Here is a 15,524-nt window from a genome sequence, read left to right on the forward strand (position 1 = left end):
GAACTGTTTTTATCTTTAAGTCATCAAAAGCATTTTAGATTCACAAATATGAGCTTTACCCAAAATAAAATGCAGTATGACTATTTAATTTTTAAGGATGAACATTGCGTAAAGGTAAAGTCATTTGCATATCAAGATTCGCTTTTGTTTTTGGAACCGAATTATACATAATGGCATTAAATGAAGAGATATTTCCCATTTCCATAGGGTCATTCACTTCTAGGCTTGGTTTAAACTGATGTTTAACCGATAAATTTACTGGCTCATCAAATTCAAAATAAACAGGACCATCAAAAACAATTTTAACTGGAATGGTATAACTACGTTTTAAATTAAAAGGAACGTCCAACTTGATAGGAATATCCAGTTTAAGTGGAAATTTTGGTAAAAATTTACTTTGATAGATCAAATCAGTCGTTGTTTCGAGAGGCATAACCTGATCAATCTTTAGATTCGTTGAATAATCAACACTTACCGTAATGGGCGTCTCTACAGCAAAACTTAAATCTGCTAGATATTTCCCTTTTAAAGGTAAAGTCAGTTGGCGATCTATATCTAATGTTGTATCAAGTTTACCAATAGACTGAACCTGCAGAGTATTGCCAACTTGGATTTTTGTTTCTAAAGAGTCAGGTAAACTAATATCTGCATTATGAGCCGACACGACTAAATTAGCTTGAATATTGAGGTATACCCAAAACATAACAGCAGCAAGTATCATCATTAAAAAGAAACTGATGAGCATACTTTTGAGTGAACGAAACATTAGCATCCACCCTATTGATCAGTTGTTGTCTGCGGTGTTTCTGAACCTACTACCCGATTTAACCGCATAGTGGAGAGAGGAATCTTTAACTCACCATTTGCAATCTTCACAGGCAATGTATTTTTCACATCAACCGAAGCATTTAGTGCTGTTTTAACAGGAACATTTAAATTACCCTCAATTGGAATATTAGTATCTAATCTTGCCTTTAGAGGAATATGTAAATTTTCTTTTAATACTGTCCGTACTGGTGCATCGAATTTTAAATGAACCTTTTGTTCAAGCGGAACATTAATATCAATCGGAACATCAAGTTTTAAGGGTATTGATCCCTTTAACGGCAACGTAATGTCACGCCCTAAAACTCTTACCTGAACCTTCGTATCGATTGGTAAATTTTGCTCAACTTTTAGTGTTTCTTTAACCGGAATTGTTGTGCTAATTGGCACCATATTATCGAAATAAACACGCGGAGTTAATGTTTGTGTTAATGGAATATTCAGTTTCTCATCAATTGGAATACTGGCATTTACCCGCCCTTTTACATCCACATTTAAAGCATCTTGCACTTTAACCTTAACTTGTAGAGGCTCTTGCAAGTCAATAGCAACTGCTTGATTTTTCAATGGAATATAAATATTGAAATGCTTAAATACCCATATTGCAATGAGTACACCACATAGATTGGCAATAATGATGAATATAAAAACGACCAATAAACGTTTAAACTGCGACAATTCCTATCCCTTACTATATTCTTTTTTTCCTTAATTCCTATTCTCATTTATTTACAAAAAATAGTCAGCATATATTTTGTACGGTTGTAAAAAAACCCAGTCTAAACTGGGTCTTTTTGTGAAAATCTTTTATCGATCGTTAAATGATCTTAAGCATTCAATTCTGCTGGGATTTTTTTGTAGCTTACGCCGCACATTTGTTCAGCAATACGTAATACCTGACAGCTATAACCAACTTCGTTATCGTACCAAACATAAGCAGTTAAACGGTTACCAGAAGTAATCGTTGCTTGAGCATCGTATACCCCTGCTGTACGAGAACCGATAAAGTCACTCGATACAACTTCAGTCGAGTTGGTATAACCAATTTGACCTTGAAGGTTAGAGTTAATCGAAATTTGACGAATGTATTCATTCACTTCTTCACGATCAACTTCTTTATCAAGCGTTAAGTTCAAGATTGCAAGAGATACGTTTGGAGTAGGAACACGTACAGAGTTACCAGTTAACTTACCTTTTAATGCAGGTAATGCTTTAGCAACTGCTTTAGCTGCACCAGTTTCTGTAATTACCATGTTTAAAGTAGCAGCACGACCACGACGATCTGCTTTATGGTAGTTATCGATCAAGTTCTGATCATTTGTAAATGAGTGAACAGTTTCAACATGACCGTTAAGAACTTTATATTTGTCATCCAATACTTTAAGAATTGGAGTAATCGCATTTGTTGTACAACTTGCAGCAGAGATGATTTTGTCTTCATCTAAGATGTCTGAGTTGTTTACGCCAAATACAACGTTTTTCATTTCGCCTTTACTTGGTGCAGTCAATACAACACGTGCAACGCCTGGGCATTTCAAATGTTGGCTTAGACCTTCAGCATCACGCCATTTACCAGTGTTGTCGATTAAAAGTGCATTTTCAATACCGTATTCAGTATAGTCAACTTCACTTGGGCTAGACGCATAAATCACTTTAATGAAGTTACCGTTAGCAATAATTGCTTCATTTTCTTCATCAACAGAAATTGTACCAGCGAAAGTACCGTGAATAGAGTCACGACGAAGTAAAGAAGCACGTTTTGCTAAGTCACCGTCAGAAGACTTACGTACAACGATTGCTTTAAGGCTTAAACCACGACCTAAACCTGATTGGCTAATGATTAAACGAGCCAAGATACGGCCAATACGACCAAAACCGTAAAGAACTACATCTTTAGGTTGTTCAGAAGTTGCGCTTCCTTTGATTGACTCAACAGATTGAGCAACAAAAGCGTCAATATCACCGCCTTTTTCTTTATATTCAACAGCAAGTTTACCAATATCAACTTCTGCAGAACCAATATTTTCAACTTTTGCTAAAGCTTCTAAAATTGGGAATGTATTTACAACAGAAAGCTCAACGTCTACAACACGTGTACGGCGGTGAGTTTTCAAAATTTGGATAACAGAACGGTTAATTAAAGAGCGACCGTAAACAGATACGACAATATTTTTTTCACGGTATAATTGACCGATTAATGCAATCATACGTTCCGCGATTTCTTCACGGTTTTTCCAACGGCCTTGGTGTTCAGCATGCAGGGCGATGATAGTGTCTTTGCTCACAGATACGTCCTCTAATTAATTATATCTAGGCGTGATTTTTTAAACCCCGTAATTGTAATGGAATTATTAGCAAGAATGAATCAAAAGCTGACGTTAGTGATTAGATTTTCCTAAAATTCATCATAAATTCATAAAATACCTATAATTATTTTTTATTATCTTATTGTTTAAAGCAGCTAAATTTTTGCTTTTTCTTACTTTTTAGATTCTGATGCTCTAATTCTAAGCATCATTTTTTAATCTTTTTTGATATTTTGCGATATTTAGCTGCAAATTCTTGGCTTTTTGACGTTGTTGATAAAGGTGAACTGCGCCTTCTAAAACCAACACAAATACTGCGCACCAGATCGGAATATAAGTGAACCACTCTTCTTGACCAATACTCTCCCCTAAAACTAGAGAAGCTAAAGCAAGTAAGACAGGTTCTAAATATCCTAAAAGACCAAACACGACTAAGGGTAAAAAGCGGCTTGCCAGGATATAACTTCCTAAACCAATAGCACTTAAAATTCCAAGCCCAATAATGACGAATGTAAGACTCGGTTGGTCCATAAATTTGCTATAAGGGAGTAAACCTGTATGGGTCAAATAAATTGCAATCGGCAGAATAATGACCAAATCCCACCAGAAGCCGCCTAAATTGTCTGTTTTAATTGTTTTACGTAATAAAAAGTAGGCAGAATAGCCAACCGCAACCAGTGCTGTTTCCCAAGCAATACTTCCTAAACGCCAGATTTCATGACCCACGCCAATAACAGCAAGAATAATGGCGACCCATTGAAATTTTGATATTTTTTCGCCATACAACACACTTCCAGCCAAGACAAGAACAAGTGGCAATAGAAAATATCCTAAAGATACTTGTAGGCCTCTCCCATGCATAGGTCCCCATAAAAAAAGCCAAAGTTGGACTGAAGTTAAAACGGAGGTTGTGATTAACAACAATAATAAAGATGGCTTAGCCAAAATACGCTGATAGATAGTTTTGATATACGCTAAATCACCACTCCACCACATAAACAAAGTTAGAAATGGGATTGTTGCAATAATCCGCCAGCCAAAAGTCTGTTCACTATCAAGCTGACTTAACAATTGAGTATAAAAATAAAGTACACCAAAAGTGACAGATGCCATGACAGACAAGCTCACGCCCTTAAACATCATCACCCTCTTAGACTTTAGTAAAAACAGCTCATCACAATACTTGATTTATCCACTATAAAAAAGAAAAAACCATGTGAAAACATGGTTTTTTCTTAATCAGACGTATACAGTTATTCTGTATGCTCTGTACGGATAACATCACGAATATCAAAACCTAATGTTTTTGCATAATTTAGATATTCGTCAACCACTTCTTGTTCAGGATGAGGCGTTCTTGATAAAACCCAAAGATATTTACGAGAAGGTTCCCCGACTAAAACAGTTTGATAGTCTTCATCTATTTTTAAAATCCAGTAATCTCCACGAATAACTGGAATCCATCTCACAGCTTCCGGTAAGAAACTCACCTTCAATTTCGTATTATAGGGTGGGTTAACCACGAAGGCTTCACCGATAGATTGCTGTAATTGTTTTCTATTGTCATAGCAGCGATTATCTACAACAACATTTCCATTTTCATTTAGGGTGTAAGTTGCAGATACGTTATAAGCACATTTTTTTTGGAAAAATGCAGGCTTACGGGCGGCTTCATACCAGACACCTAAATATCGGTCCAGTTCAACTTTATAAACAGTTTGCAAGGGTTTCGGCTGAGCATAGACATAGGTTCCAACAGCTAAACCAGCCAAAACGACACCGCCCAACGCAATTTTAGCCAAACGCCAACTGGCTTGCGGAACATTATTTCGAAATGCCATTGTTGCCCTCAACGATTAGTTGTGAATACAAAAGAACTCAAACATCTACAGTAGCTTGTTTTTTAAACACATTATGTAGCGTTATGTATTCGTTTATTGCAACATTTGCGCTTTTAATCGAATGATTTCATCACGTATCCGCGCTGCTTGCTCGAACTGTAAATCTTTCGAGGCCTTTAACATATCTTTTTCAAGCTTAGTGATATGTTTACTAAACAATTTTGGATCTGAAAGAATATGTCTTTCATCGGCACTCAATGCTTGTGCTTGTTCAAGTACTTTTTCATCAATCTCGTCGTCTGAAAGTACCTCACCCGAGTCAATTTCTTTGATAGCCTGACGAACAGCACTACGTGGTGTAATACCATGCAGCTCATTAAATTCGATTTGTTTGGCTCTACGGCGATCAGTTTCATCTATTGCTTTTTGCATAGAGTCGGTAATTCGGTCAGCATATAAAATTGCTTTACCTTTCACATTACGCGCCGCACGACCAATCGTCTGAATGAGTGAACGTTCAGAACGTAAAAAACCCTCTTTATCTGCATCTAAAATAGCAACTAAAGAAACTTCTGGCATATCCAGACCTTCACGGAGCAGGTTAATACCGACTAAAACATCAAATACACCTGTACGTAATTCATGAATAATTTTGACACGTTCAACTGTATCAATATCTGAGTGGAGATAAGCAACCTTGACGCCATATTCTTTCAAATAAGAAGTCAGGTCTTCTGCCATACGTTTTGTTAAGGTCGTAATTAATACCCTTTCATTCAAATTCTTACGAATATTAATTTCAGAAAGAACATCATCTACTTGGGTTAAAACAGGACGAATCTCAATTTCAGGGTCGATTAGACCTGTTGGACGTACCACTTGTTCAACAATTTGATCTGACTTTTCTAATTCATATTTAGCAGGTGTTGCACTTACAAAAATGGTAGTCGGTACAATACGCTCCCATTCTTCAAACTTCATTGGGCGGTTATCAAGCGCACTTGGCAAACGGAACCCATAATTCACTAAGTTTTCTTTACGTGAGCGGTCACCTTTATACATTGCCCCAATTTGCGGAACCGTAACATGTGATTCATCAATAATGAGCAAAGCATCTTCTGGAATATAGTCGAATAAAGTCGGTGGTGCTTCACCAGACGGACGTCCAGACAAATGACGTGAATAGTTTTCGATACCATTGGTATAACCCAACTGTTGCATCATTTCCAGATCGTAACGTGTCCGTTGCTCAATACGCTGTGCTTCGAGCAATTTGTCATGTTCACGGAAGAATTTGAGCTGATCTTGTAACTCATCCTTAATTGTATCGATGGCACGAGTTAAATGATCTTTTGGTGTTACATAGTGGCTTTTCGGATAAATCGTAACTCGAGAAACTTTACGAACCATTTTACCTGTTAATGGGTCAAACCAACGGATTGAATCGACCTCATCATCAAATAGTTCAATGCGAATGGCATGTTGATCGGATTCAGCTGGGAAAATATCAATAATTTCGCCGCGAATTCGATAAGTACCGCGTAAAAATTCAAGTTCATTACGCGTATATTGCATTTCAACCAAACGGCGGATGATTTCATCACGGCTTACTCGGTCACCTTCAACCACATGCAGTAACATTTGCATATAAGCATTGGGGTCACCCAAACCATAAATTGCAGATACCGATGCGACAATAATTGCATCACGACGTTCTAATAAAGCTCGTGTTGCAGATAATCGCATCTGATCAATGTGATCATTGATGGCCGCATCTTTTTCGATAAACGTATCCGAAGATGGAACGTAAGCCTCGGGCTGGTAGTAATCGTAATAACTTACGAAATATTCAACCGCATTATTAGGAAAGAAAGATTTAAACTCACCATAAAGTTGGGCCGCCAAGGTTTTGTTATGGGCCATCACAATTGTAGGTCGCTGTGTTTGGGCGATCACATTTGCCATGGTATAGGTCTTACCCGAGCCAGTTACCCCTAGCAATAACTGATTACGAAAACCCTGCTCGATACCATTGACCAGCTTTTCAATTGCCTGTGGCTGATCACCTGCTGGCTGATAATGTGTGACCAAATCAAAAGGTTGATTTTCGTTCAAAGTTATCTCTCTTTATGAAAAAATTGAATTTAACGTCTCCCTCATTAATGGGGATTTTTATCTTAATTTAAAGTGCAAATTGAGTTGGAAATTCAATGTAAAAGATTAAGCATCTTAACACTTGACCAATACTCTAATCAGTTGCAACATGAAGCTATCCATTAAATAAAAAGCATAACCATGACCTACCAATATCATGATGAAAGTATTGTAACCGAACTTCCCGAAGATACAGTTTTTGTGTTTGGAAGTAACCTTGCTGGACAGCACGGTAGCGGTGCAGCACGCGTTGCCAGACAACACTTCGGAGCAGTTGAAGGTGTAGGTCGCGGCTGGGCTGGTCAAAGCTTTGCAATTCCCACCTTAAATGAACATATTCAACAAATGCCTCTTTCTCAAATTGAGCACTATGTTGAAGACTTTAAGATATATGCAAAAAATCATCCTAAAATGAAATATTTTGTCACTGCTTTAGGTTGTGGCATCGCAGGTTATAAAGTTTCTGAAATTGCACCACTGTTTAAAGATATTCATCACAACGTTATTTTTCCCGAATCTTTTAAACCCTATGTTGAAGATAATGCAGTTTCTCAATTTCCGACATTAACTGAAAAGATGGTAAAAAGTTTCATTAATGATGAAGTTATTTTTTACTTTAATCATGGAAGTGAATCTTTTGAAGAAGCCTTAGATAAAACAGATTTATCAGGTGCCGAAAAAGCCATTGCTCTTATTGTGTTAAATGAAGAGCTATACCCTCGTGATCGTTATGGACGAGGCCGTGATCATGAGCTTCGTGATATTTTAGGTAAACTCAATGGTAAAATTTTTGACCTTCATGGAAACTCTGAAGGCGCCATGATTTTTGTGAGTGCTATTGTTGCCCTCATGGAACTTTACGATTTTGACGAGCAAGATTTTATCAAATTATGGCGTGGTGAAAAAAATATTGATCACCCCATTAATCGTTAAACTCTCTTATAAATTTATGAGCTAAGCAGAGCATTTCTGCTTTCTCATTATTTTATTTTATTTTACTTACATTTAATGTTTTTATTTTTAATTATTCTAATAAATTTAAGTTCTTTATTTCCCAAATCTTAATTTTTCTCATTATACTTTAAGACAAACTGAATACTTAAAGAAACATATGGAAACTTTAGATTCTTCAATTTTTGACCTTAGCCCAATTCCAATGTGGATTGAGGATTTCAGTGAAGTTAAAAAACAATTTGATTTATGGAGAAATCAAGGCATTGAAAACCTGCATGAATTTTTAAATCAAAATCAAAATTTAATTATTGAATGTGCTCATAAAATTAAAATAATTCGCGTTAATCAAAAAACATTAGAACTTTTTGAAGCAGAAACACAAGAAGAATTATGCTCCAGTTTAAATTTGATTTTCAAAAAGGAAATGTTTGAATCACATATTTATGAGCTAGAAGAACTTTGGAATGGTAAAACCCATTTTTCAAGTACTACGGTGAATTACACTTTATCAGGCAAACGCATTGATGTTCAGTTAAGAGGCTCAATTTTACCTGGCTTTGAATCTAACTTTGAACGTGTATTAATTACCACTGAAGATATTACGCCCTATCAAAATGCACTCCGTCAGGAAGAAAAAAATCGTCGCCTAGCTGAATCTATGTTTATCTACTCACCGACTTCTCTTTGGGTCGAAGATTTCAGTCGTATAAAAAATAGAATTGATCAACTTAGACTATTAGGAATTGAAGATTTTAGAACTTTTCTAGATGTGCATCCTGAATTTGTCCGCCAGTGTGTAGAAGATATTCTGATTTTAGATGTTAATCAGGCCACTATAGATTTATTTAAGGCGCCGGATAAGTCTACCCTTCTTAGAAATACACATAAGATTTTTGCTGAAGAAATGGTTGAAACCTTTCGAGAACAACTCATCGAGTTATGGCAAGGTAATATCCATCATAAACGTGAAGCCATTAACTATGCTTTAGATGGCCAAATAAGAAATGTCTTACTTCAATTTACCGTTTTTCCCGGTTATGAAGAAACTTGGGGACTGGTACAAGTTGCACTTACTGATATTACCGCGCGAAAAAAAGCAGAAAACTATCTTGAATATTTAGGACAACATGATGTTCTTACCAAACTATATAACCGCGCTTTTTTTACAGAAGAACTTAATCGTTTAAACCGAAGCATTATTCGCCCTGTTTCTTCAATTTTCTTAGATATGAACGGATTAAAAGAAACCAATGATCAGTTTGGTCATGATATTGGGGATGGGTTATTACGTCGCGTTGGAAATATTCTAGGTCAAGCTATTTTAAATACAGCCTATACGGCTTCTAGAATAGGTGGCGACGAATTCGTGATTTTAATGCCAGGGGCAGATAAGGCGAATGTTCTCATTATGCTTCAAACCATTCAGGAGCTTTTTAATATCGACAATCAATATTACTCAAGCCACCCAATTAGCATCGCAATTGGACATGCGACTACGCAAGTCAATGAACAAATTGAGGACATGTTAAAACGAGCAGACCATCACATGTATCAAAGGAAAAAATCTTATTATCAGGAAATTTTATTTAATCAATAAAAAACAGGCATATTGCCTGTTTTTCAAAATTAGCGTTTTCCCATAGAACGACGAGTACCACGTGGCGGCATCCACGTTCTATCTGCGTATTGCTCTGGTTTAGGACGTACTTGGTTGTGTACCGCATCGTCGGCTTGATTGCTATCATTCGGCATTGGGAATGGCAATTTCACCAAAGCCTTTTTCTGTTTTGGCTGTTGCTCAGTCATGATTCTTTCTCGAAATTTCGATTGCGAGCTATTATAAATGATTTTCTCATTTCTTTCTAAAAAAGCTTCAATTGAATAAATCTTGTTTAAGATAATTACTAAACTAAACTTTTTTACATCTGAAAAGGTTCACATCCGCAAATTGCTTAATTTTTGCGATAAGATAGAGTGCTTTTTATTTTTAATCCCATAAGAGGAATATTGCCGTGGACGTACGTCTTTCTGATCGTGTCAATGCCATCAAACCGTCCCCTACACTTGCTGTAACCAACAAAGCTGCTGAACTTAAAGCTGCTGGCAAGAATGTGATTGGTTTAGGTGCTGGCGAACCAGACTTTGATACCCCTCAACACATCAAAGATGCTGCAATTGAAGCGATTAATAATGGTTTCACCAAATATACGGCTGTAGATGGTACTCCTGGGTTAAAAAAAGCAATTATTGCTAAATTTAAGCGTGATAATAATCTTGATTATCAAGCGAATCAGATTTTGGTTTCATGTGGTGGTAAGCAAAGCTTTTTTAACTTGGCACTTGCACTATTAAACAAAGGCGATGAAGTTATCATTCCAGCACCTTTCTGGGTAAGCTATCCAGATATGGTCATTATTGCTGAAGGTACTCCAGTCATTGTGAAATGTGGTGAAGACCAACGTTTCAAAATTACTCCTGAACAATTAGAAGCTGCGATTACGCCTAATACTCGTTTAGTTGTATTAAACAGTCCATCTAACCCAACAGGTATGATCTATAGCAAAGCTGAATTAGAAGCTTTAGCTGAAGTTTTACGTCGTCACCCACAAGTATTTGTTGCATCTGACGATATGTATGAACCAATTCGTTGGGAAGATGAGTTCTACAACATCGCAACTGTTGCTCCTGATTTATATGATCGTACGATTGTTTTAAATGGTGTTTCTAAAGCATATGCAATGACAGGTTGGCGTATTGGCTATGCGGCCGGTCCAGCAAAAATCATTGGTGCAATGAAAAAGATCCAATCACAATCAACTTCAAACCCAACGTCTATTTCACAAGTTGCTGCTGAAGCTGCTTTGAATGGTCCACAAGACGTTTTACAACCGATGATTGAAGCGTTTAAACGCCGTCATGACTTAGTTGTAAATGGCTTAAATGATATTAAAGGTATCTCTTGCTTACCTGCTGACGGTGCTTTCTATGCTTATGCAAACATTCGCCCTCTTATTCGTGCAAAAGGCTTAAAGTCTTGCACAGAGTTCTCTGAATGGTTACTAGAAGAAACTGGTGTAGCAGTCGTACCTGGTGATGCATTTGGTTTAGGCGGCTTTATGCGTATTTCATATGCAACAGCTGACGAAGTACTTGTTGATGCGTTAGCACGTATCAAAAAAGCTGCTGACTCAATTGAAGGTGTAGATGCTGCTATCGCTTCAATTGAAGCTGAAAAAGCTGCGAAATAAACTGCATTTTTACATAAAAAGGGTTCTCTTAAGAGAGCCCTTTTTTAATTGACCTATACGTTACCTTTCTTCGGCGTCATATAAATAACCAGCAAAATTCCAAACAAAACCATAAAACTAGACAAAATCACTCGTCCTGTTACAACTTCATTTACAAACAGGCTTCCACCTATAATTGCCAAACATGGCACACTCAACTGTACGGTACTGGCCGTCACGCGATCAATATGCTTCAAAATTGCATACCAAGCTACATACGCCCCACTTGAAGTCACGCCACCAGACAAAATTGCTAACATCCAACCTTGCAAATCAATATACTGCTCTTGATTAAACAATATATTTACCAATAAAACGATTGGTACAGCCAATATAAAATTTGCCAATGTACTGCCAACAGGTTGCGTCATGTTACGGCCAGCAATACTGTATCCTGCCCATGCCAACCCAGACATCATCATAAGCAAAGCATAGTTCCAATGAGGCGCTTGAGCACCAGGTAATAACAAAACAATAATTCCGGCTAAAGCTATACATAAACCTATGCCACGGTATATGCCAATCTGTTCACCATGCCAATAACCGTAAAGCACCATGGTCAGTTGTACAACACCAAATAAGAGTAAAGCACCAATGCCAGCATCGATTTGAAGATAGGCACAAGAAAATGCCAGAATATAAACCGCTAGAAAAAATGCATTCTTAAAATTCCAATGAATAAGAGTTTGAGACGATCTGGAATAAAAAAACAGTCCGAATAAAACAACTGCACCACTCACTACTCGTACGAGGCTAAAACTCATTGGGTCAATATGATGTCCTGCTAAAGCCAAACGGCATAACACAGAATTTGCTGCAAAAGCCCCCATCACAAGCACAATTCTAAAAAGCATTATCCTTATGCTCCTGTTATTTTTTATAGTGTATAAGAAGAATTACTTATCTATCTAATTCATTATGCAACTAATTTAATTCTATTTTTATCATAAAGACATTTTATATTAATAATTAAGCTTCTGATATTTTACTTGTCAGTTCAATCTTTAACTCATGGAATTGACATATCGATGACTTAATAATAGGCTAATATCAAGTTCCGTTTTAGAACTTAATAATTAAAGGACTCAAAAATGAAAAATCCTATGGAAATGACTGGTCTCAAATTTTTACAAGCTATGATAGATGGCCATATTCCAGCAGCAAGTATTAGCAAAACTATACCTATGCAACCTACTGAAATTTCAGAAGGATCTGTTACGTTTAAAGCCCAAGCAGATCATAACCATTTAAACCCACTTGGTGGAGTACATGGTGGCTTTGCTGCTACAGTTTTAGACTCTGTAACTGGGTGTGCAATACATACGATGTTACCTGCGGGTGTAGGCTACGGAACAATCGATCTTAACGTAAAAATGTGCCGTCCTATTCCAAAGAACCATCCTTTAATTGCAACAGGTAACGTCATTAACTTAAGTAAAAATTTAGGTATTTCCGAAGGAAAGATTATTGATGAGGAAGGTAAACTGTATGCCTATGCAACAGCAACCTGCATGATTATTCGTCCATAGTCATCAAAGGCAGCCTTAAACCGCTGCCTTTTTTATTGAGTAATCTTGATTATCTGGACGTTCACAAGTTTGTGCAATCACATACGGTGCCCAAATATTTTTAAGTTGAAGTTCTATAATTTCTTGATGTTCAGTAGACCAAGCGAGAACTTTATTTTTGCCCAACAATAATTCCCCTTCTAACTGAAAAATATATAACGGTTTAGAGGAATTTAATACTTTTGAACTTTTTAAAACTTTTAGTGAGCTATGTACATTCCATTTAGAACTGAACCAAAGCTGCAATAAATCGCCTAAATATAAATCTTGTTTTTTGAAAGGAAAAGCATCAATCCATGCATCTTCTACAGGCGTGTAATAAGACTCTGAATGACTTAAGATATTGAGATAATTACGTTGATAAAAATCAAAATTAGAAAAAATAGAGGCAACAGTAAGTGTTTTCATACTTATCTCCGATTTAGCCATTTTAGTGCTGGCAAGTTGGTTTAAATCCACACTGTTTGAATTTCTTCAAACGTTTGTTCTGTCTCGAATCTAGCAATTGATTTTTTAAAGTGCAAGTAATTTCTCAGCTCACTACTTAACTGATCAAATAAAAAGCATACAACACAAAAATGAAGTAAACATGACAATTTAGACTTGACCCTTCTCAAAATCTCCTTATAATCGCATGCAGATTCTCCCATAGCTCAGTCGGTAGAGCGACGGACTGTTAATCCGCAGGTCCCTGGTTCGAGCCCAGGTGGGAGAGCCAAATACTAAAAAGCCCGCAGCATTAAAGCGGGCTTTTTTTTGCCATCAATATATCCCCATCTATAAAAAATCCCCTATCAGCACATAGAGGATTAGAGTTTAATGCTTAGACTATTCGCTTAATTTAATGACCTAATTCAAGTCTAAAAGATATATCACCCTCTATCCTCTTCTTAGATCATTTTAAAACCCATTATTCTACCTCAACCACTTTTAAAGGATTAAAAGACTGGGTGGTCGGCATCATTTCAATACGGTTAATATTAATATGTGGAGGTTGTGAAGCAACCCAAGCTACCGTATTTGCAATATCTTCAGGCAAAATTGGGTTCTTTTTATCATAGAGACTATTCACTTTCTCTTGATCGCCTTTAAAACGTACCAAAGAAAACTCTGTACCACCACAAAGGCCTGGTTCAATGTTAGTTACTCGAATGCCTGTACCAGACAAATCCGCACGAAGATTTAAACTAAATTGCTCCACGAATGCTTTGGTTGCACCGTAAACGTTACCACCCGGATATGGGTATGTACCTGCAATTGACCCCATATTGATAATTAAGCCAGACTTTTTCTTTACCATGCTTGGCAAAATTAGTCGGGTAACAGTAATAAGTCCCTTAACATTGGTATCAACCATGGTGTACCAATCATCTAAATTTGATTTATCTGCTGACTCCAACCCTAATGCCAATCCGGCATTATTAACCAATAAATCAATTTGACTAATTTGAAATTCGGCGGGTAAATCAACCAATGCCTTATTTATATTTTCTGCCGTATCCGTCATATCAAATACTAAGGGATAGAATTTTTCACCAAGCTCTTTTTTTAATTCTTCTAGTTTTTCTGCCCGTCGTCCACAGCCAATAACTTTATAGCCTAACTCGATCAGTTTTTTTGAAATGCTATAACCAAAACCTGCCGATGCACCTGTAACTAATGCTAACATTCTTATATCCTTAGAAATGATTAACTATTTCAGTTGAATTCATGATGAACATATCAGCCTTTATATTTACACAATATTTATTATTAGCCTAAAAAAATAAAAGTTTTTTTAAAAAATTTAAGAGAAATTAAAATCTATAAAAAATATATTTATTAAATAATTATATGCATTAAAAAACTAAAAGCAGAAGATGCCTACCGTCGAAGAGATAAAGCTCACCTAATAAAAAAAGTTTACCGTGAAAGGTAAACTTTTTTAACTTGAAGCGTTCAAAATTATGCAGGTACGCCACTGTGAAAACGAAAGGTATCATCAGGCGTTAGAATCAGATTCTTTTCTACCTCACGAATATGATCAATGCGCTGCTGAATATCCTCTTTAGGATTTTTCATTTTTGCAGTTTTTGCAACATCAAGTGCAAGTGCCAAATAGTCCTCGAAATGACGAGACTCTGACTTAAGTAAATAACGATAATAGCGTCCCAACTCTTCATCTACGCGCGGGGCAAGTGCATGAAAACGTTCGCATGAGCGAGCCTCAACAAAAGCACCTACCACAAGCACATCAATTAAAGCTTCCGGCTCATAAGTACGAATTTCTTTACGGAGCCCACCAGCATAGCGCCCCGCACTTAACCCATCCCATTTCTGACCACGCTTGGCCATAAGCTCAAGCACTTGCTCATAATGGAGCATTTCTTCCCGTACCAATTGTGCAAGCTTTACTTGTAAATCAGGGAAAAAACTATAACGGAACATTAAGTTCATTGCTGTACTAGCTGCTTTTTTTTCGCAATTAGCATGATCTTGCATCAAGATATCTAAATTATTGATTGCCTCATCTAACCAAGCGTTTGGTGTTTGACACCCCAAAAAAGCCAAGACAGGTTGCATTAATTCATCGTAATTGATACTCGACAT

General features: G+C 36.7%; 16 protein-coding genes and 1 tRNA gene. 5 read left to right on the forward strand and 12 right to left on the reverse strand.

Going from position 1 to position 15,524, the window contains the following annotated elements:
* Window positions 1-91: 91 nt before the first annotated feature.
* From OD757_RS03845 to uvrB, 6 genes are all read right to left on the reverse strand, one after another.
* Complete coding sequence (locus OD757_RS03845) at window positions 92-766, reverse strand: hypothetical protein (protein ID WP_263030909.1); 675 nt, start codon at window positions 764-766, stop codon at window positions 92-94.
* A gap of 11 nt (window positions 767-777) precedes the next feature.
* Window positions 778-1,503 (reverse strand): MFS transporter, encoded by a 726-nt coding sequence (locus OD757_RS03850; RefSeq protein WP_263030910.1) that lies wholly within the window; start codon window positions 1,501-1,503, stop codon window positions 778-780.
* A 149-nt stretch (window positions 1,504-1,652) separates the two neighbouring features.
* Window positions 1,653-3,110: a glyceraldehyde-3-phosphate dehydrogenase gene (locus OD757_RS03855; RefSeq protein ID WP_009393547.1), complete on the reverse strand. Its 1,458-nt coding sequence runs from the start codon at window positions 3,108-3,110 to the stop codon at window positions 1,653-1,655.
* Window positions 3,111-3,332: 222 nt separating this feature from the next.
* Window positions 3,333-4,274 carry an EamA family transporter RarD gene (gene rarD / locus OD757_RS03860; RefSeq protein ID WP_263030911.1) on the reverse strand — a complete coding sequence of 314 codons (942 nt, stop codon included), beginning with the start codon at window positions 4,272-4,274 and terminating at the stop codon, window positions 3,333-3,335.
* 110 nt (window positions 4,275-4,384) lie between these two features.
* Window positions 4,385-4,972 carry a lipocalin family protein gene (locus tag OD757_RS03865; RefSeq protein ID WP_009393636.1) on the reverse strand — a complete coding sequence of 196 codons (588 nt, stop codon included), beginning with the start codon at window positions 4,970-4,972 and terminating at the stop codon, window positions 4,385-4,387.
* Between the two features lie 93 nt (window positions 4,973-5,065).
* The gene (gene uvrB / locus OD757_RS03870; RefSeq protein WP_009393438.1) at window positions 5,066-7,087 is read right to left on the reverse strand and encodes an excinuclease ABC subunit UvrB; all 2,022 of its coding nucleotides are present in this window, start codon (window positions 7,085-7,087) and stop codon (window positions 5,066-5,068) included.
* A gap of 180 nt (window positions 7,088-7,267) precedes the next feature.
* On the opposite strand from uvrB, the gene OD757_RS03875 reads away from it, so the two are divergent.
* A complete protein-coding gene (locus tag OD757_RS03875; protein ID WP_263030912.1) occupies window positions 7,268-8,059 on the forward strand; it encodes a hypothetical protein in 792 nt (263 codons plus the stop codon).
* A 178-nt stretch (window positions 8,060-8,237) separates the two neighbouring features.
* Window positions 8,238-9,677: a diguanylate cyclase domain-containing protein gene (locus tag OD757_RS03880; RefSeq protein WP_263030913.1), complete on the forward strand. Its 1,440-nt coding sequence runs from the start codon at window positions 8,238-8,240 to the stop codon at window positions 9,675-9,677.
* A gap of 29 nt (window positions 9,678-9,706) precedes the next feature.
* Here the strand turns inward: OD757_RS03880 and OD757_RS03885 are convergent, their stop codons facing one another.
* On the reverse strand, window positions 9,707-9,886 hold the full coding sequence (locus tag OD757_RS03885; protein WP_009393483.1) for a hypothetical protein: 180 nt from the start codon (window positions 9,884-9,886) through the stop codon (window positions 9,707-9,709).
* Between the two features lie 206 nt (window positions 9,887-10,092).
* On the opposite strand from OD757_RS03885, the gene OD757_RS03890 reads away from it, so the two are divergent.
* On the forward strand, window positions 10,093-11,328 hold the full coding sequence (locus OD757_RS03890) for a pyridoxal phosphate-dependent aminotransferase (RefSeq protein WP_002118408.1): 1,236 nt from the start codon (window positions 10,093-10,095) through the stop codon (window positions 11,326-11,328).
* Window positions 11,329-11,381: 53 nt separating this feature from the next.
* Here OD757_RS03890 and OD757_RS03895 read toward each other — a convergent pair whose 3' ends face one another.
* Entirely contained in the window at window positions 11,382-12,221 is an 840-nt protein-coding gene (locus tag OD757_RS03895) for a DMT family transporter (protein WP_263030914.1), read from the reverse strand.
* 237 nt (window positions 12,222-12,458) lie between these two features.
* Between OD757_RS03895 and OD757_RS03900 the strand changes: the two genes are divergently transcribed.
* Window positions 12,459-12,896 (forward strand): PaaI family thioesterase, encoded by a 438-nt coding sequence (locus tag OD757_RS03900; RefSeq protein ID WP_263030915.1) that lies wholly within the window; start codon window positions 12,459-12,461, stop codon window positions 12,894-12,896.
* Between the two features lie 15 nt (window positions 12,897-12,911).
* On the opposite strand, the gene OD757_RS03905 is transcribed toward OD757_RS03900, so the two are convergent.
* Together OD757_RS03905 and OD757_RS03910 are read right to left on the reverse strand one after the other, a co-directional pair.
* Window positions 12,912-13,343, reverse strand: a complete 432-nt coding sequence (locus tag OD757_RS03905) for a hypothetical protein (protein ID WP_263030916.1) — start codon at window positions 13,341-13,343, stop codon at window positions 12,912-12,914.
* Window positions 13,344-13,384: 41 nt separating this feature from the next.
* Complete coding sequence (locus OD757_RS03910) at window positions 13,385-13,531, reverse strand: hypothetical protein (RefSeq protein WP_081400212.1); 147 nt, start codon at window positions 13,529-13,531, stop codon at window positions 13,385-13,387.
* A gap of 46 nt (window positions 13,532-13,577) precedes the next feature.
* Here OD757_RS03910 and OD757_RS03915 point away from each other — a divergent pair.
* A tRNA-Asn gene (locus tag OD757_RS03915) sits at window positions 13,578-13,653 on the forward strand.
* 192 nt (window positions 13,654-13,845) lie between these two features.
* On the opposite strand, the gene OD757_RS03920 is transcribed toward OD757_RS03915, so the two are convergent.
* Window positions 13,846-14,604, reverse strand: a complete 759-nt coding sequence (locus tag OD757_RS03920; RefSeq protein ID WP_263030917.1) for an SDR family NAD(P)-dependent oxidoreductase — start codon at window positions 14,602-14,604, stop codon at window positions 13,846-13,848.
* Window positions 14,605-14,879: 275 nt separating this feature from the next.
* Window positions 14,880-15,524 carry a tRNA-(ms[2]io[6]A)-hydroxylase gene (locus tag OD757_RS03925; RefSeq protein WP_009393638.1) on the reverse strand — a complete coding sequence of 215 codons (645 nt, stop codon included), beginning with the start codon at window positions 15,522-15,524 and terminating at the stop codon, window positions 14,880-14,882.

The organism is Acinetobacter sp. AYS6, assembly GCF_025630795.1.
Taxonomy (GTDB): domain Bacteria; phylum Pseudomonadota; class Gammaproteobacteria; order Pseudomonadales; family Moraxellaceae; genus Acinetobacter.